Source organism: Rathayibacter sp. AY1G1, assembly GCF_002932095.1.
In the GTDB taxonomy this organism is placed as follows: Bacteria; Actinomycetota; Actinomycetes; order Actinomycetales; family Microbacteriaceae; genus Rathayibacter.
In genome coordinates this window covers 1-17,679 of the sequence record NZ_PSUZ01000018.1, presented here as the reverse complement: position 1 = coordinate 17,679, position 17,679 = coordinate 1, and the positions used below count along the sequence as shown (strand labels likewise).

Genomic DNA, 17,679 nt, shown 5'->3' with positions numbered 1-17,679 from the left:
GACGATCATGCGCACCAGGCTCATGTTCATGACCGCGGGACTCGCGGCAGCGACCCTCGCCCTCGCCGGCTGCTCCGGCGACGCCGGAACCGCCGGCGGCGGCGCCGGTGGAGGCTCCGAGGGAGGGACCTCCGCGTACGAGGTCGCCTCCGACGTCACTCTCGAGGGCAGCCCGACCTTCGACGCGATGACCGCGGACGGCAAGGTCGTCATCGGCGTCAAGGAGGATCAGCCCGGGCTGGGCTACCTCGACGCGGCGACCGGCGAGCGCTCCGGCTTCGACATCGAGATCGCCAAGTGGACCGCCGCCTCGCTCGGCTTCGCGGCCGACGCCATCGAGTTCCAGGCGATCCCGTCGGCCAACCGCGAGGCGTCGATCGTGAACGGCGACATCGACTACTACGTCGGCACCTACTCGATCACCGACAAGCGCAAGGAGCAGGTCGGCTTCGCCGGACCCTACTTCGAGACCGGCCAGCAGCTGCTCGTCGCGGCCGACAACGACACGATCACCGGACCGGACGACCTCACCGCCGACACCACCGTGTGCTCGGCCACCGGCTCCACCCCGATCCAGAACATCCGCACCAACTACCCCGAGGTGAAGACCGAGGAGTTCGACACGTACTCGCAGTGCGTGGACGCCCTCTCCGACGGCACCGTCGACGCCGTCACCACCGACGGCGCGATCCTGATCGGTTACGCCGCTCAGAAGCCCGACGAGCTCAAGGTCGTCGGAGAGCCCTTCAGCACCGAGCTCTACGGCATCGGCCTGCCGAAGGACGACGACGCCCTGCGCCACTTCGTCAACGGCATGCTGACCGACGGCGGCGAGACCTGGAGCGCCATCTACGACGAGACGCTCGGCCAGTCCGGCACGACCGTCACCCAGCCGGCGGTGAACGACTACTAGGAGGCGCCCCGGGCGGCCCGACCGCCGCCCGGGGGTCCCCTCTCCTCGACCACCACCACCGCTCCGACAGAAGGGCCAGCCGCATGGATGTCCTGTTGAACAACCTCGACGTCTACGTCCCGGCCTTCGGCAACACCCTGATCCTCTTCAGCGTCTCGCTCGTGTTCGCCCTGCTGATCGGCACGGTGGTCGGCGCGATGCGCGTCTCGCCCGTCCCGATCGCCCGCGCGGTCGGCACGGTGTACGTGAACACCATCCGGAACACCCCGCTCACGCTGGTGATGTTCTTCTTCGCCTTCGGCTACCCCAAGCTCGACCTGCCGCAGGTGGACTACACGAACCTGGCGATCTGCGCCCTCAGCCTCTACACCGCGACCTACGTCGCGGAGGTGCTGCGGTCGGGCATCAACACCGTGCCGATCGGCCAGGCCGAGGCGGCCCGCGCGATCGGCCTCGACTTCGGCCTCACGATGACGCAGGTCGTCCTGCCCCAGGCCTTCCGCTCCGTGATCCCGCCGCTCATGAGCGTCCTGATCGCGCTGCTGAAGAACACCACCGTCGCCGCCGGCTTCTCGGTCGCGGAGGCGGGCACCATCGTCCGCGTGCTCAACGAGCGCGGCGAGAACAGCCTCATCGTCGTCCTCTGGGTGGCCCTGGTCTTCGTGGTCCTGGTCACCCTGCTCTCGCTCGTCCAACGTCAGCTCGAGAAGAAGTGGAGGGTCGCCCGATGAGCTCCGTCCTCTTCGACAACCCCGGCCCCCGGGCCGTCGTGCGCAACCGCGTCATCGGCGTCGTCGTCGTCCTGCTGATCGCGGCGTTCCTCGGCTTCGTGGTCTGGCGCTTCGCGGAGTCCGGCCAGTTCGACGCCTCCAAGTGGCGCGCGTTCGGCTACCCGCTGGTCTGGCAGAGCATCGGCGGCGCCCTCGGCCGCACGCTCGCGGCCTTCGCCACGGCGGGCGTCGCCAGCCTCGTCCTCGGCCTCCTCCTGGCGATCGGCCGGCTCTCGGACCGGCGCTGGATCAACGTCCCCGTCACGCTCTTCATCGAGCTGTTCCGGGCGATCCCCGTCCTGATCCTGATGATGCTGATGTACTACGGCCTGCCGTTCGCGGGCCTCAAGCTCAGCCCCTACCTCGCCGTCGTCATCGCCCTGACCCTCTACAACGGCTCCGTCTTCTCCGAGATCTTCCGCGCCGGCATCGAAGCCCTCCCGCGAGGACAGAAGGAGGCGGGCTACGCGATCGGCCTGCGCAAGTCCGGCGTGATGCGGCTCATCCTGTTCCCCCAGGCGATCCGCTCGATGCTGCCCGTGATCATCGCCCAGCTCGTCGTCGCCCTCAAGGACACGGCGCTCGGCTCGATCATCACCTACAACGAGCTGCTGTACTACGCGCGCTACCTGGGCAACCAGTCGAGCCTCGACAGCCCGATCATCCCGGCGGCGATCGTCATCGGAGCGATCTACATCGGCATCTGCCTCCTCCTCTCGGGGCTGGCGAAGTGGATCGAGATCCGCACGAAGAGCGGCGGACGCGGCGGCCGCACCATCGGCGGCCACCCCGCAGCCCGCGCGCAGACGGACACGCAGCTGATCGCTGTGCAGGATTGAACTGTGAGGATCGCCCGAGGGCGATCCTCACCGCGGTCGGCTTCCTGACGGGGTCGGGTTCCGCAGAGCGTCCTGCGTCCGGCTAGGAGGAATCGCTCGCACGCGATTCGTCCGTTCGCCTCGAGGGTCCGGCGATCGCTCAGCGCATCGAGCGGTGGTGCTCCGCTCCGGCGTCGTCGACGCGGAGGCGGTGGTGATCGGGGAGTCGCGATCGGTCCGGGCGTCTTCCCGTCCGGCGGCGCCCAGCTTCCTGCCGGTCGAGCAGCCTCCGACCCCGGCGTAGCGAGAACCCGCCCCTGCTGGTCGAGCAGCGCCGGTGGCGGGGCTTCGAGGGCCGTCGGCGCAGATGGGGGCCTGGCCGCGGGCGAGCGCGACGAGCGCCGCGCGCGGGCGGCGGGAGGGGGCGGAGGCCCTCGCCTACACTGGGGGATCGTGTCAGACAGCAACCCGATCACCGATGAGGCCGTCTCCGCGGCGGTCGCCGACGCCCTCGCCGCCATCGGCGCGGCGGGCGACTCCACCGCTCTGAAGTCCGCCCGAGCCGCCCACCTCGGCGAGGGGTCCGCCCTCGCCCGCCTCAACGCGCAGATGCGCTCCGTCCCGCCCGAGCACAAGGCGGCGTCCGGCAAGCTCGTCGGCGGTGCCCGCAAGCAGGTGGGCGACGCCTACGCCGCCCGCGAGGCCGAGCTCGTCGAGGCCGAGGACGCGGCCGCGCTCGAGGCCGAGCGCGTGGACGTCACCGCCGGTGCCAGCTTCGTGCGCCGCGGCGCCCGCCACCCTCTCTCGCTGCTCCAGGAGTCGATCGCCGACGTGTTCGTCGGGATGGGCTGGGAGATCGCGGAGGGGCCGGAGCTCGAGAACGAGTGGTTCAACTTCGACGCCCTGAACTTCGACGAGGACCACCCGGCCCGAGCCATGCAGGACACCTTCTTCGTCGACCCCGTCGACTCGCACCTGGTGCTGCGCACGCACACCTCGCCGGTGCAGATCCGCTCGATGCTCGAGCGCCCGCTGCCGCTCTACGTGATCGCTCCCGGACGGGTGTACCGCACCGACGAGCTCGACGCGACGCACACGCCCGTGTTCACGCAGTTCGAGGGCCTCGCCGTCGACCGCGGCCTGACCATGGCGCACCTGCGCGGCACCCTCGAGCACGTCGCGCGGATCCTCTTCGGCGACGACGCGCGCATCCGCCTGCGCCCGAACTACTTCCCCTTCACCGAGCCCAGCGCCGAGCTGGACGTCTGGCACCCGACCTTCGTCGGCGGTGCCCGCTGGATCGAGTGGGGCGGCTGCGGCATGGTGAATCCGAACGTGCTGCGCGCGGCCGGGATCGACCCGGAGGAGTACTCCGGGTTCGCCTTCGGCATGGGGATCGAGCGGACCCTGATGTTCCGCAACGACGTGAAGGACATGCGCGACATGGTCGAGGGCGACGTCCGCTTCAGCGAGCAGTACGGGATGGTGATCTGATGCGCATCCCGCTGAGCTGGCTGGGGGAGTACGTCGACCTCGAGCAGGACGTCACGACGGAGTCCGTGCACGCGGCCCTGGTGTCGGTCGGCCTGGAGGAGGAGGACGTCCACCGGTTCGAGGTGACCGGGCCCGTCGTCGTCGGTGAGGTGCTCGACCTCGCTCCGGAGCCGCAGAAGAACGGCAAGACCATCAACTGGTGCCACGTCCGCGTGGCCCCGGAGGGCGGGCGTGCCGCCGACGGTGGAGAGGACGTCCGCGGCATCGTCTGCGGAGCCCACAACTTCGCGGCCGGCGACAAGGTCGTCGTGTCCCTGCCGGGTGCGGTCCTGCCCGGGCCGTTCCCGATCTCCGCGCGGAAGACCTACGGGCACGTGTCCGACGGGATGATCGCCTCGAGCCGCGAGCTCGGCCTCGGGGACGACCACGAGGGCATCCTCCGCCTCGCCTCGCTCGGGCTCGACCCGGAGCCGGGCACGGACGCCGTCGCGCTCCTCGGTCTCGACGACGCCGCGGTCGAGGTCAACGTGACGCCCGACCGCGGCTACGCCTTCTCGATCCGTGGCATCGCCCGCGAGTACGCCCACGCCACCGGAGCCGCCTTCCGCGACCCCGCTCGGGCGCTCCCTCCGCACGAGCGCACGGAGACGGCGCCCGTCTTCCCCGTGTCCGTGGCCGACGAGACGCCGATCCGCGGACGTGTCGGCGCCTCCGTGTTCGTCACGCGCGTCGTCCGGGGCGTCGACGTCTCGCGACCGACGCCGCCGTGGATGCTCGCGCGACTGCGCCTGGCCGGCGTCCGCTCGATCTCGCTCGTCGTGGACATCACCAACTACGTGATGTTCGAGCTGGGCCAGCCGCTGCACGGCTACGACCTGGCGACCCTGCAGGGCGGCATCGTGGTGCGGCGCGCCGCGCCGGGGGAGACCCTCGAGACGCTCGACGGCCAGACCCGGCGCCTGCACGCGGAGGACCTCGTCATCGCCGACGACAGCGGAGCGATCGGCCTCGCCGGAGTGATGGGGGGCGCGCGCACCGAGATCTCGGACGCCACGTCCGACGTCCTGCTCGAGGCGGCGAACTTCGACCCGGTCTCGATCGCCCGGACGGCTCGCCGGCACAAGCTGCCGAGCGAGGCGTCGCGGCGCTTCGAGCGCGGCGTCGACCCCGAGGTGGCCTCGGTCGCCGCGGCCCGCGCGGTGCAGCTGCTCGTGGAGCTCGCCGGCGGCACGGCGGACGAGCTCGGCTCGGTCCTGGCCGACCCGCGCACGGCGGAGCCGGTCGAGCTGCCGGACGGCTACGTCGCAGGCCTCATCGGCGTGGAGTACACCCCGGAGGAGATCCGCGGCGCGCTCGTCGAGATCGGCGCCTCCGTCGAGGCCGGCGGAGCGGGCCTGCTGGTGACTCCGCCGAGCTGGCGCCCCGACCTCGTCGACCGCGCCTCGCTCGCGGAGGAGGTCGCCCGCATCACCGGGTACGACCGCATCCCGGCGATCCTGCCCGTGGCGCCTCCCGGCCGCGGGCTGACCCCGGGCCAGCGGCTGCGCCGCACCCTCGCCCAGGCGCTCGCCGCCGCGGGTCTGACCGAGGTGCTCTCGTACCCGTTCCTCTCGCGCTCGATCAACGACCGGCTCGGCTCGGTCGACGGGGAGCCGCAGGAGCAGATCACGCTCGCCAACCCGCTCGACGCGACCGCGGGCCAGCTGCGGATCTCTCTGCTGCCGGGTCTCGTGCAGGTCGCGGCCCGCAACCGCTCGCGCGGCCTGACGGATCTCGCGGTCTACGAGCTCGGCTCCGTCTTCCTCCCGGTTGCCGGCCGCCCGTTCGGCTCGGGGGCGCTCCCTGCGGGCGGGACGCGTCCGTCCGCGGAGGTCGAGGCCGAGCTGAACGCGGGCATTCCGCCGCAGCCGCGGCACCTCGCGGCGCTGCTCACGGGTGCCGCCGTCGTGCGCCAGCCCGGTGTCGCCGGGCGTGACGTCGACTGGCGCGACGCCCTCGACGTGGTCCGCGAGGTCGCCGCAGCGACTGGCACCGAGCTCGTGCTGCGCCAGGGGGCCCACGCCGCGCTGCACCCGGGCCGCACCGCCGAGGTCGTGCTCGACGGCGCGGTCATCGGGCACGCGGGGGAGCTGCTCCCGGCGCTCGCCGAGGAGCTCGACCTCCCGCGCCGCGTCGCCGTGGTCGAGCTCGACCTCGAGCCGCTGCTCGCGCGGGCCGGGAGGGTCGTCGTGGCCCGTCCGGTGGGCGCGCTGCCCGCCGCGACCCAGGACCTCTCGCTCGTCGTGCCGGTCGGCATCGCGGCAGCCGACGTGCGCGCCGCCGTCGCCGAGGGGGCGGGCGAGCTGCTCGAGGCGATCCGCCTGGTCGACGACTACCGCGGCACCGGGCTCGCCGAGGGGACGAAGTCGCTGACGTTCGCGCTGCGCTTCCGCGCGCCGGACCGCACGCTCACCGCGGCCGAGGCGACGGCCGCGAAGGAGAACGGCGTGGCCGTGGCGGCGGAGCGCTTCGGCGTCCGACTCCGCGAGTGAGGCCGGGGGTCCCGTCCGGCTCGGCCGGGCGGGGCCCCGCACCGGCTAGGCTCTCGGGCATGACTTTCTCCGTGGCGGTGGCCGGTGCGAGCGGCTACGCGGGCGGCGAGCTGCTGCGACTGCTCGCCGACCACCCCGAGTTCGAGGTGCGCACGGTGACGGCGCACGCCAACGCGGGTCAGCCCCTCATCGCCGTGCACCCGCACCTCCGCTCGCTCCGCGACCTCGTCCTCGTCGACACGACGACCGGGAACCTCGCCGGGCACGACGTCGTCTTCCTCGCCCTCCCGCACGGGAAGTCGGGCGAGATCACCGCGACCCTGCCCGAGGACGTCCTCGTCGTCGACTGCGGCGCCGACCACCGCTTGACCGACCCGCAGGACTGGGCCGACTTCTACGGGGGCGACTTCGCCGGGGCCTGGCCCTACGGGCTCCCGGAGCTGCTGATCGGCGGCGGCGGACGCAAGCAGCGCGAGGCGCTCGCCGGAGTGCGGCGCATCGCCGTCCCCGGCTGCAACGTCACGGCGATCACGCTCGGCCTGGCCCCCGGCCTGCACGCCGGAGTGATCGAGTCGTCGGACCTCGTCGCGGTCCTCGCCGTCGGACCCTCGGGTGCGGGCAAGAGCCTGCGGATCGACCTCCTCGCCAGCGAGCTCCTCGGCTCCGCGCACGCCTACGGCCTCGGCGGAGCGCACCGCCACAATCCCGAGATCCGGCAGAACCTCCTGCTCGCCGGAACCGGACCCGTCTCGATCTCGTTCACCCCGGTCCTCGTGCCGATGTCCCGGGGCATCCTGGCGACCTCGACCGCGCGCCTCGCTCCCGGCGTCTCCGCGCAGGACGTGCGCGCCGCGTGGGAGACCGCCTACGGCGACGAGACCTTCGTCCAGCTGCTCCCGGAGGGCTCCTTCCCCCGGACGGCCGACGTGGTGGGGGCGAACACCGCTCTGATCGGACTCGCCGTGGACGAGCGGGCCCGCCGCGTCGTGGTCGTCTCGGCCATCGACAACCTGGTCAAGGGCACCGCGGGCGCGGCCGTCCAGTCCACCAACATCGCCCTGGGACTCCCGGAGTCCCTCGGCCTGAGCGTGAACGGAGTCGCGCCGTGAGCGTCACCGCAGCAGCAGGGTTCCGGGCGGCCGGAGTCGTCGCCGGGCTGAAGTCGACCGGAGCGCGCGACGTCGCGCTCGTGCAGAACCTCGGCCCGCTGCAGAGCGCCGCCGCGGTCTTCACGAGCAACCGCTGCAAGGCGAACCCCGTCCTCTGGAGCGAGCAGGTGATGCGCGACGGCGTCGTCTCGGCGATCGTCCTCAACTCCGGCGGCGCCAACTGCTACACGGGTGCTCAGGGCTTCCAGGTCACCCACCGCACCGCGGAGCTCGTGGGCGAGAGCCTCGAGGTGTCCGCCGGCGACGTGCTGGTGTGCTCCACCGGGCTGATCGGCGACCAGCTCGACCTCGCGAAGCTCACCGCCGGCGTGACCGGCGCCTCCGCCGAGCTCGCCGGGGGACCCGAGGCGGGCGAGGCGGCCGCCCGCGCGATCATGACCACCGACACGGTCCCGAAGCAGGCGGTGGTCCGTTCCGAGCAGGGCTGGAGCATCGGCGGCATGGCCAAGGGCGCCGGGATGCTCGCGCCGGGTCTGGCGACGATGCTGGTCGTGATCACGACCGACGCGGCCCTCGAGTCCGCCGCTCTCGACACCGCCCTGCGTGCCGCGACCCGCGTCACCTTCGACCGCCTCGACTCGGACGGCTGCATGTCGACGAACGACACCGTCGCACTGCTCGCGAGCGGCGCCAGCGGCGTCGAGGCCGACGCCGACGAGTTCACCGCGGCCCTGACCGCGGTCTGCCGCGACCTCACCCTGCAGCTGCAGGCGGATGCGGAGGGCGCCGCCCACGACGTCGCGATCCGCGTGCTGAACGCCGCGACCGAGGACGAGGCCGTGGTCGTCGCCCGCGCCGTCTCCCGCAGCAACCTGTTCAAGGCCGCGATCTTCGGCAAGGATCCCAACTGGGGCCGCGTCCTCGCCGCCGTGGGCACGACCGATGCGCAGTTCGACCCGTACGGCATCGACGTCGCGATGAACGGGGTGCAGGTCTGCCTCGCGGGCGAGCCGCACGAGAGCCGCGACCTCGTCGACCTCGCCCCTCGGGAGGTCGCCGTCGACATCGACCTGCACGCCGGCGACGCGACGGCCACGATCTGGACCAACGACCTCACGCACGACTACGTGCACGAGAACTCCGCGTACTCGAGCTGAGGCGGCCATGAGCGACGACACCACTCTCTCGGCCGAGAGCCGCGCCGAGCGCGACGCCGCGCCCGGGAAGGCCGCGACGCTCATCGAGTCGCTGCCCTGGCTGCAGAGCTTCCACGGGCGCACGATGGTGATCAAGTTCGGCGGCAACGCGATGGTGTCGGAGGAGCTGCAGCGCTCCTTCGCCCAGGACATGGTCTACCTGCGCTACGCCGGGATCCGCCCCGTGGTCGTCCACGGCGGCGGGCCGCAGATCTCGCGGATGCTCGACCGGCTCGGGATCGAGAGCGAGTTCCGGGGCGGCTACCGGGTCACGAGCCCCGAGGCGATGGAGGTGGTGCGGATGGTGCTCACCGGCAGCATCAGCCGCGACATCGTCCGCCGGATCAACGAGCACGGCCCCCTCGCCGCCGGCATCTCCGGTGAGGACGCGGGCCTCTTCGTCGGCCGCCGCCGCGGTGTCGTGATCGACGGCGAGGAGCACGACCTCGGACTCGTCGGAGACGTGATCGCTGTGGACCCCGCCGCCGTCCTCGCTCAGCTCGAGGCCGGCCGGATCCCGGTCGTGTCCTCGATCGCCCCCGATTCGGACGACCCCACGCAGTCGCTGAACGTCAACGCCGACGCCGCCGCCGCCGCGCTGGCCGTCGCTCTCGGCGCCGAGAAGCTCGTCGTCCTCACCGACGTGGCCGGCCTCTACTCCGACTGGCCCGACCGCGAGTCGCTCGTCTCGCACATCCGCTCGGACGACCTCGCGGCTCTGCTGCCCTCGCTCGAATCGGGCATGATCCCCAAGATGACCGCCTGCCTCGACGCCGTGCGCGGGGGAGTGCCCAAGGCCGCCATCATCGACGGCCGCATCCCGCACTCGATCCTGCTCGAGGTGTTCACCTCGGAGGGCATCGGCACCGAGGTCGTCGCCTCGCTCGACCCCCGCGACCGGGAGCGAATGTCGGGCCGCTGATCCTCAGCGGCCCCGGCTCCGAGCGCCCGTCCCGTCCGGGACGCGCGCACCGTCGGCCCTCGCGGCCGGACCGCTCCGATCGAAAGGCCACCATGTCCACCCCCACGACCGCGTCCCGCACCGGCTCGGCGCGCGACCGCTACTCCGCCGCGATGATGCAGACCTTCGCGCCGCCGCTCGCCGTGCTCGAGCGCGGTGAGGGCTGCCGGGTCTGGGACGTCGACGGGCGGGAGTACCTCGACTTCCTCGGCGGCATCGCCGTCAACTCGCTCGGCCATGCGCATCCCGTGTTCGTCGAGGCCGTGACGCGCCAGGCCGGTGCGCTCGCCCACGTCTCCAACTACTTCGCGACCGCCCCGCAGATCGAGCTGGCCGAGACCCTGCGCCGCCTCACCGGGGCCGGGGAGACGGGCCGCGTCTACTTCGCCAACTCGGGCACCGAGGCCAACGAGGCGGCCTTCAAGCTGGCGCGGCTGAACGCGGCCGGCGGCCGGCACCGCGTCCTGGCGCTGCAGAACGCGTTCCACGGGCGGACGATGGGCGCGCTCGCGCTGACCGGCAAGGCGGCCATGCGCGCGCCGTTCGAGCCGATGCCGGGAGGGGTCGAGCACCTCGAGGCGAGCATCGAGGCCCTCGAGGCGGCTCTCGACGAGTCCGTCGCCGCGCTGATCGTCGAGCCCATCCAGGGGGAGGCGGGCGTCATCCCCCTGCCGGGCGGCTACCTCGAGCGCGCGCGCGAGCTCACTCGCGAGCACGGCGCGCTGCTCATCGTCGACGAGATCCAGACCGGGGTCGGGCGGACCGGACGCTGGTTCGCCTACCAGGAGGCGGGGATCCTGCCCGACGCCGTCACCCTGGCCAAGGGGCTCGGCGGAGGCTTCCCCGTCGGAGCGCTGGTGACCTTCGGCGAGGCGTCCGACCTCCTGCAGAAGGGCCACCACGGCAGCACGTTCGGCGGCAATCCGCTCGCGACCGCCGTGGCCGGAGCCGTGCTCGCCGAGATCGAGCGCGCCGACCTTCTTGGCAACGCGCGGGAGCGCGGGGCGCAGATCGTCGACGCGCTGACCGCTCTCGACTCGCCCCTGATCGGAGGGGTCCGCGGCGCGGGCCTCCTCCTGGGCATCGCCCTGACCCGGCCGGTCGCCGCCGAGCTCGCCGCCGCCTGCCTCGACGCCGGCCTGATCGTGAACGCGGCGAACGACTCGAGCATCCGGCTCGCGCCTCCGCTCGTGGTGACCGCCGCCGACGTCGCCGAGTTCGCCGAGCGCTTCGGCCGCGCACTGCAGACCCTCTGACCCCGTACCTCCACCGAAAGCGACCAGCACCGTGACCCGCCACTTCCTCCGCGACGACGACATCACTCCCGCCGAGCAGGCCGAGATCCTCGACCTCGCCCTCGAGCTCAAGCGCGACCGCTTCTCCCGGAAGCCCCTCGCCGGGCCGCAGACCGTCGCCGTGATCTTCGACAAGTCCTCCACGCGCACCCGCGTCTCCTTCGCGGTCGGCATCGCCGATCTCGGCGGCAGCCCCCTGATCATCTCGACCGCGAGCAGCCAGCTCGGCGGCAAGGAGACCGCCTCCGACACGGCACGGGTCCTGGAGCGCCAGGTCGCCGCGATCGTGTGGCGCACCTACGCGCAGTCGGGCCTGGAGGAGATGGCGCGCAGCACGCGCGTGCCGGTCGTCAACGCGCTCTCGGACGAGTTCCACCCGTGCCAGCTCCTCGCCGACCTGCTGACCATCCGCGAGCACCGCGGTCACCTCGCGGGACTCACGCTCACGTTCTTCGGCGACGGAGCGAGCAACATGGCGCACTCGTACCTCCTGGCGGGGGCCACGGCCGGCATGCACGTCCGCATCGTCTCCCCGGAGTCGTACTCGCCGGACGCGGCGGTCCTGGCCGATGCGCAGCGCATCGCCGCGGCCACCGGCGGATCGGCGATCACCACGACCGACCCCGACGAGGGCGCGGCCGGCTCCGACATCGTGATCACGGACACGTGGGTGTCGATGGGCAAGGAGGACGAGAAGGCGGCGCGCGTCGCGACCTTCGGCGCCTACCGGGTCGACGCCGCCACGATGGCCGCTGCCGCTCCCGACGCGCTGTTCCTGCACTGCCTGCCCGCGGACCGCGGCTACGAGGTGACCGCCGACGTGATCGACGGCCCGCAGAGCGTGATCTGGGACGAGGCGGAGAACCGCCTGCACGCGCAGAAGGCCCTGCTCGTGTGGCTCCTGGAGCGCGCCGGCACCGCCGACGCCGCTCAGTAGACTCGACAGCCGAACCCGAGGAGAACCATGACGGAACGACCCTCCGCCCGCGCGGGCGAGGCCGGAGCCCTGTGGGGCGGCCGCTTCGCCGGCGGCCCCTCGCCCGAGCTCGCCGCGCTCTCGAGGTCGACCCACTTCGACTGGCAGCTCGCCCCCTACGACCTCGCCGGCTCCCGCGCCCACGCCCGGGCGCTCGCCGGAGCGGGCTACCTCGACGACGCCGAGCTCACCGCGATGCTCGCGGCGCTCGACCGGCTCGAGGCTGCCGTCGCCGACGGGAGCTTCGCCGCCGACGAGTCGGACGAGGACGTGCACGGCGCACTCGAGCGCGGCCTGATGCTCGAAGCCGGTCCCGAGCTCGGCGGCAAGCTCCGCGCGGGGCGCTCGCGCAACGACCAGATCGCCACCTTCGTCCGGATGTACCTCCGCGACCACGCGGCGCTCGTCTCGGAGCTGGTGGTGCAGCTCATCGACGCCCTCGCCGCGCAGGCGTCGGCGCACCCGACGGCGATCATGCCCGGGCGCACCCACCTCCAGCACGCTCAGCCCGTGCTCCTCGCGCACCATCTGCTCGCCCACGGCTGGGCGCTGCTGCGCGATCTGGAGCGCCTGCGGGACTGGGCCGTCCGGGCGGACGTCTCGCCCTACGGCTCGGGCGCCCTCGCCGGCTCGACCCTCGGCCTCGACGCCGAGGCGGTCGCCCGCGATCTCGGCTTCGCGTCGAGCGTGCCGAACTCGATCGACGGGACGGCCAGCCGCGACCTCGTCGCCGAGTTCGCCTTCGTCACCGCCATGATCGGGATCGACGTCTCGCGCATCGCGGAGGAGGTCATCCTCTGGAACACGCGGGAGTTCGCCTTCGTCACGCTCGACGACGGCTACTCGACCGGGTCCTCGATCATGCCGCAGAAGAAGAACCCCGACATCGCCGAGCTCGCCCGGGGGAAGTCCGGCCGCTTGATCGGCAACCTCACCGGGCTGCTCGCGACCCTCAAGGCGCTGCCGCTCGCCTACAACCGCGACCTGCAGGAGGACAAGGAGCCGGTCTTCGACTCGGTGACGACCCTCGAGGTGCTGCTGCCCGCGTTCAGCGGCATGATCGCGACCCTCACCTTCCACACCGACCGGATGGCGGAGCTCGCGCCCCAGGGCTTCTCCCTCGCGACCGACGTGGCCGAGTGGCTCGTGAAGAAGCACGTGCCCTTCCGGGACGCCCACGAGATCACCGGTGAGCTGGTCAAGCTGGCGGAGTCGCAGGGGAGGGGGCTCGAGGATCTCGACGACGCCGCGCTCGCCTCGGTGTCGCCGCTGCTCACTCCAGACGTGCGGTCCGTCCTCAGCATCGAGGGATCGGTGGCGAGCCGGGACGGTGTCGGCGGCACGGCTCCCGACCGCGTCGCGGAGCAGCTCGCCCGGCTGACCGAGCGCGTCCGGGTCGTGCGCGGATCCCTCCGAGGGGAACGCCCGTGACTCTTCGAGGAGCGCCGGGCGACGACGGCCGTCCGCCGCTGCGCCCCTGGCAGCAGCGGACTCTGGTGCTCGTCGCCGCAGTCGTCATCGTCGCGGTGATCGTGATCACCCTCGTGTCGGGCCAGAGCTTCTTCTGAGCGCCGACCTCCCCGACCTCGCGCGCTCGGCCCTCGAGGTGGCACCGGAGCTGCTCGGCCGCGTCCTCCTGCACCGCACGCCGGAGGGCGTGGTCGGCGTCCGGCTGACCGAGGTCGAGGCGTACCTCGGAACCGGTGAGGATCCGGGCTCGCATGCGCACCGCGGACCGACACCCCGGACGGCTCCCATGTTCGGTCCGCCCGGGTCCGTGTACGCGTACTTCACCTACGGGATGCACACCTGCGTGAACATCGTCTGCTCCCCGGCGGGCACGGCGTCGGCGGTGCTGCTGCGCGCCGGCGAGGTCGTATCGGGGGAGGATCTCGCGATGATCCGGCGCGGACCCGTTCGCAGCCGGGATCTGGCCCGCGGACCCGCACGGCTGGCGAAGGCCCTCGGAGTCCGTCTCACCGAGTCGGGCGACCCGCTCGAGGCGGCGTTCGAGCTGCTGCCGGGGGAGAGGCCGTCCTCCGTGGCGGCGGGCCCGCGCACCGGAGTCTCGGGCCCGGGCGGCGGGGACGACTTCCCGTGGCGCTTCAGCATCCCGGGCGACCCCACCGTCTCGCCCTACCGGAGAGCAGTGCCCCGGCGGCGGCCCGGAGCTCAGCCCGCGAGGTAGAGCCGGGCGAGAACGCCGAGAGCCGCCGCCCAGGCGAGGCTCGCCAGCGTGCCGATGATGAACCGCTCGCGCGCTTCCGGGGAGGCGAGCTCGCTGAAGCGGCCGACGCCCTTGATCGCCACCACGACCGCGATCCCCTCGGGGAGACCGCTCATCAGTGCGCCGGCCGTCGCGATCCGCTCGAGGACCCCGATCGTCGTCCCCCCGCGCAGCACCTCGATCGGCTGGCCGATCGCCGAGGGCGCGCTCCCGGCGGCGGGGCGGGAGGTTCCGGCGACCATGATGCCGCCGTGGCTGCCGCTGCGGGAGTCGGCCGTCGCGAGCCGGAGGGTGAGCAGCACGACCGGCCCGCCGCCCGCGATCGCCAGCGCGAAGGCCAGCACCGCCACCAGGACGGAGTGGATCGGGGGCGCGGACGGTCCGGCGACCGCCGTGAGCAGGAAGGCGGCGGCCGCCGCCACGAGGGGGATCCAGGCGAGCTGCGGACGGCGAAGGCGCACGGCGAGCACCGCACCGGCGAGTCCGGCGAGCAGCACGAGCACCACGCCCGTCCACGAGGCGGACTGCAGCGCGGAGGCGAGGAGCAGGGCGGGGGATCCGGGGGGTGCCGTCATCGGGGTGTCCTCTCGTCGGTGGGGTCGAGCGTACGGTCGACCACTGTCAGCAGGCGCGCGAGCGCGTCACGGGCGGGAGCGTCGACTCGAGCACTCGCCGCGCGGACCCGGAGGCTGACCGCCTGCGGGCTGACGGCGAGGCGCTCGGCCGCATCCTTCTGGGAGAGGCCGCTCTCGAGCAGGTCGACGATCTGCCAGCCAGCCTCGGAGCGCGCGTCGCGCAGCAGGAGGAGCGGATCGATCAGCGACTGGACGTCCGCCGGTGCCGGCGCCGCCGTTCCCGGTGCGTCCGGATCGAGGGAGAAGCGCGTCGGCCGGCCCTTCGCCGCCTCGACCGCCCGGCGCGCCGCGAAGTACGCCTCCCCGGTCGCCGCTCTCGTGGTCGCGGGGAGTGGCCGGTCGACCGGGCCGATCCCGAGGCCGATGCTCCAGTGGCCGGTCCGGTGCAGCTCGAGCACGAGCGCGACGACGGCATCGGCCCGGTCGAGCACGCACTGGAACTCGTCGCCCGCCGTCCGCTCCGGGGGCAGGACGAACGACGCCCGACCGTCGTCGATCAGGCTCGCGATCGCCTGGTCCACGCGGTCGTGGTCGTGCCTGCTGTCGCGCTGATCCGCGGTGATGACGAACATCGGACCTCCTCGATCAAGTATCGGCACTTGATCGCCCCGGATCAAGCCTGTGCGCTTGACTCCCGGAGACCGGCTCCTTCCCGCCGCGGTAGCCTGGTCGGGTGATCGACCAGCACCTCCCCGGGTCCGCGACGAGCCCGCGGCTCGACCCCGCCTTCGACTCCGTGTGGGACGAGCTGGTCTGGCGAGGCTCGGTGCACGTGTCGACCGATGCGGGAGCGTTGCGCGAGCTGCTGTCGGGGGAGCCGATCACCTACTACTGCGGGTTCGACCCGACCGCGCCCAGCCTCCACCTCGGGAACCTGGTGCAGCTGATCGTCATGCGCCGGCTCCAGCTGGCCGGGCATCGGCCGCTCGGGCTCGTCGGCGGCTCGACCGGGCTGATCGGGGATCCGCGTCCGACGGCCGAGCGGACGCTGAACTCGCGCGAGACGGTGACGGCGTGGGTCGAGCGCCTCCAGGCGCAGGTGTCCCGGTTCGTTCCCGCGGGCGGCGACAACGGGCTGCGCCTGGTCAACAACCTCGACTGGACCGCTCCGCTGTCGGCGATCGACTTCCTGCGGGAGATCGGGAAGCACTTCCGTGTGGGGACGATGCTCAAGAAGGACGCGGTCAGCGCCCGCCTCAACTCCGACGCGGGGATCAGCTACACCGAGTTCAGCTACCAGATCCTGCAGGGACTCGACTACCTGGAGCTCTACCGGCAGTACGGGTGCGTCCTGCAGACCGGCGGCAGCGACCAGTGGGGCAACCTGACGAGCGGGACCGACCTGATCCACCGCACGGAGGGCGTGTCGGTCCACGCGATCGGCACACCGCTGGTGATGAACTCCGACGGCACCAAGTTCGGCAAGAGCGAGGGCAACGCCGTCTGGCTCGACTCCGAGCTCACCAGCCCGTACGCGTTCTACCAGTTCTGGGTCAACACGGACGACCGTGACGTCGCCGACCGCCTGCGGATCTTCACCTTCCTGTCGCGCACGGAGATCGAGCGCCTGGAGAAGGCCGCTGCCGACGAGCCGTTCCGCCGGGAGGCGCAGCGCGCGCTCGCCTGGGAGGTCACGTCGCTGGTGCACGGAGCGGAGGCGACGCGCTCGGTGATCGACGCCTCGGCCGCGCTCTTCGGCAAGGGCTCGCTCGAGGGGATCGACCCGGTCATCCTCCGCGGCGCACTCGAGGCGGTGCCCTCGATGGAGGCGACCCCGGAGACGCCGGCGCTGCAGGCGTTCGTCGAGACCGGACTCGTCGCCAGCACGGGGGAGGCGCGGCGGGCTCTCGCCCAGGGCGGGCTCTCGGTGAACAACACCGCCCTCCCGTCCGAGACCGTCACGCTCGGCGAGCTCCCGTTGATCGATGGGATCGCCGTCCTCCGTCGCGGCAAGAAGAGCTTCGCGGGGGCCTTCGTCCGCTGACCGCGTGCCCGCTCTCCTCGAGCGGACGCGGATGATGACGGCGTCGGCGGTCTCATCAACACGGTGTCCCGTGTCCGGTGTCCGGTGTCCGGTAGCCGGTAGCCGGTAGCCGGTAGCCGGTAGCCGGTAGCCGGTAGCCGGTAGCCGGTAGCCGGTAGCCGGTAGCCGGTGTCGGGTACCGAGTCGGACACTCAGCGACGCACGGCCCCTGAATCGCGACACGCCCGGGACGCAGGCGATTTGCCGCTCGGCCGAGGCCCGACGTAATGTAACTCCTCGTCACCCCAAAGGAGCGGCAAGCGGGAGTCAGGCGCGGAGCGTCGAGACCAGCTGGCCCACCTCAAGCGGGGACCATCCCCTCGCTCCCAGGCCTGTTAGAGATTCGTCTCTTGAAGACTGCGGGATCGCGAGCGTAAGATGCAAAGCCTCCACGGGACACGGTCCCGGCTTCGTTGCAAGGCCTCACGGCCGAGCCCGGTGCAGCGGTGCGGTCCTCGATCGTGCAGCGAACACCACGAAGAAGCCGGACTTGACACGGCCTGCGGATGTGCTAAGTTAGTCGAGTTGCCACGGAGGCGATCGGGACTTCGGTCCTGACAAGCCTAACCGGTCTCGGCAAGCAAGACAAATCGAGTGGCTCACGCCCTCGTACAGCAAACTTCGATCACTTTCGTTGTGAAGCACCGTTCTGGTGTGGAGGCGGGATGTGTCCGATTCTTGAGAACTCAACAGCGTGCACTATGTTCAATGCCAATTTTATACCCCGGCCT

The 17,679-nt window shown here is 72.2% G+C and carries 16 protein-coding genes; 14 read left to right on the top strand and 2 right to left on the bottom strand.

All coding sequences use genetic code 11. The features are described 5' to 3' along the window. Window positions 1-7 precede the first annotated feature (7 nt). The 13 genes from C5C36_RS11140 to C5C36_RS11085 all read left to right on the top strand — a co-directional run bounded on the left by C5C36_RS11140 (window position 8) and on the right by C5C36_RS11085 (window position 14,251). Window positions 8-913: a glutamate ABC transporter substrate-binding protein gene (locus C5C36_RS11140; RefSeq protein ID WP_181027238.1), complete on the top strand. Its 906-nt coding sequence runs from the start codon at window positions 8-10 to the stop codon at window positions 911-913. A gap of 83 nt (window positions 914-996) precedes the next feature. Beyond that, on the top strand, window positions 997-1,644 hold the full coding sequence (locus tag C5C36_RS11135; protein WP_104224491.1) for an amino acid ABC transporter permease: 648 nt from the start codon (window positions 997-999) through the stop codon (window positions 1,642-1,644). Next, on the top strand, window positions 1,641-2,522 hold the full coding sequence (locus C5C36_RS11130; protein WP_104224492.1) for an amino acid ABC transporter permease: 882 nt from the start codon (window positions 1,641-1,643) through the stop codon (window positions 2,520-2,522). Before C5C36_RS11135 ends, C5C36_RS11130 begins: the two co-directional genes overlap by 4 nt. A gap of 432 nt (window positions 2,523-2,954) precedes the next feature. After that, window positions 2,955-3,995 carry a phenylalanine--tRNA ligase subunit alpha gene (pheS, locus tag C5C36_RS11125; protein ID WP_104250188.1) on the top strand — a complete coding sequence of 347 codons (1,041 nt, stop codon included), beginning with the start codon at window positions 2,955-2,957 and terminating at the stop codon, window positions 3,993-3,995. Further along, on the top strand, window positions 3,995-6,526 hold the full coding sequence (gene pheT, locus C5C36_RS11120) for a phenylalanine--tRNA ligase subunit beta (protein WP_104309760.1): 2,532 nt from the start codon (window positions 3,995-3,997) through the stop codon (window positions 6,524-6,526). Before pheS ends, pheT begins: the two co-directional genes overlap by 1 nt. Window positions 6,527-6,585: 59 nt before the next feature. After that, window positions 6,586-7,635, top strand: a complete 1,050-nt coding sequence (gene argC / locus C5C36_RS11115) for an N-acetyl-gamma-glutamyl-phosphate reductase (protein WP_104268757.1) — start codon at window positions 6,586-6,588, stop codon at window positions 7,633-7,635. Then, window positions 7,632-8,792 carry a bifunctional glutamate N-acetyltransferase/amino-acid acetyltransferase ArgJ gene (gene argJ, locus C5C36_RS11110; RefSeq protein WP_104255576.1) on the top strand — a complete coding sequence of 387 codons (1,161 nt, stop codon included), beginning with the start codon at window positions 7,632-7,634 and terminating at the stop codon, window positions 8,790-8,792. Before argC ends, argJ begins: the two co-directional genes overlap by 4 nt. 7 nt (window positions 8,793-8,799) lie before the next feature. Next, window positions 8,800-9,753 carry an acetylglutamate kinase gene (gene argB / locus C5C36_RS11105; protein WP_104224497.1) on the top strand — a complete coding sequence of 318 codons (954 nt, stop codon included), beginning with the start codon at window positions 8,800-8,802 and terminating at the stop codon, window positions 9,751-9,753. Between the two features lie 92 nt (window positions 9,754-9,845). Further along, window positions 9,846-11,048: an acetylornithine transaminase gene (locus C5C36_RS11100; protein ID WP_104309759.1), complete on the top strand. Its 1,203-nt coding sequence runs from the start codon at window positions 9,846-9,848 to the stop codon at window positions 11,046-11,048. Window positions 11,049-11,079: 31 nt separating this feature from the next. After that, window positions 11,080-12,024 (top strand): ornithine carbamoyltransferase, encoded by a 945-nt coding sequence (argF, locus tag C5C36_RS11095; protein ID WP_104309758.1) that lies wholly within the window; start codon window positions 11,080-11,082, stop codon window positions 12,022-12,024. 27 nt (window positions 12,025-12,051) lie between these two features. After that, window positions 12,052-13,494, top strand: a complete 1,443-nt coding sequence (gene argH, locus C5C36_RS11090; protein WP_104250193.1) for an argininosuccinate lyase — start codon at window positions 12,052-12,054, stop codon at window positions 13,492-13,494. Beyond that, window positions 13,491-13,631 (top strand): hypothetical protein, encoded by a 141-nt coding sequence (locus tag C5C36_RS17635; RefSeq protein ID WP_160034127.1) that lies wholly within the window; start codon window positions 13,491-13,493, stop codon window positions 13,629-13,631. The genes argH and C5C36_RS17635 overlap by 4 nt, the downstream gene beginning before the upstream one ends. After that, complete coding sequence (locus C5C36_RS11085; RefSeq protein WP_104226321.1) at window positions 13,628-14,251, top strand: DNA-3-methyladenine glycosylase; 624 nt, start codon at window positions 13,628-13,630, stop codon at window positions 14,249-14,251. Before C5C36_RS17635 ends, C5C36_RS11085 begins: the two co-directional genes overlap by 4 nt. Here the strand turns inward: C5C36_RS11085 and C5C36_RS11080 are convergent. Both C5C36_RS11080 and C5C36_RS11075 read right to left on the bottom strand, forming a co-directional pair. Further along, the gene (locus C5C36_RS11080; RefSeq protein ID WP_258059401.1) at window positions 14,236-14,865 is read right to left on the bottom strand and encodes a hypothetical protein; all 630 of its coding nucleotides are present in this window, start codon (window positions 14,863-14,865) and stop codon (window positions 14,236-14,238) included. The genes C5C36_RS11085 and C5C36_RS11080 overlap by 16 nt on opposite strands. Continuing rightward, the gene (locus C5C36_RS11075) at window positions 14,862-15,497 is read right to left on the bottom strand and encodes a DNA-binding protein (protein WP_104226322.1); all 636 of its coding nucleotides are present in this window, start codon (window positions 15,495-15,497) and stop codon (window positions 14,862-14,864) included. Before C5C36_RS11075 ends, C5C36_RS11080 begins: the two co-directional genes overlap by 4 nt. Before the next feature lie 101 nt (window positions 15,498-15,598). Here C5C36_RS11075 and tyrS point away from each other — a divergent pair, with 101 nt between their 5' ends. Continuing rightward, window positions 15,599-16,909: a tyrosine--tRNA ligase gene (gene tyrS, locus C5C36_RS11070; RefSeq protein ID WP_104309757.1), complete on the top strand. Its 1,311-nt coding sequence runs from the start codon at window positions 15,599-15,601 to the stop codon at window positions 16,907-16,909. The last annotated feature ends 770 nt before the right edge of the window (window positions 16,910-17,679 follow it).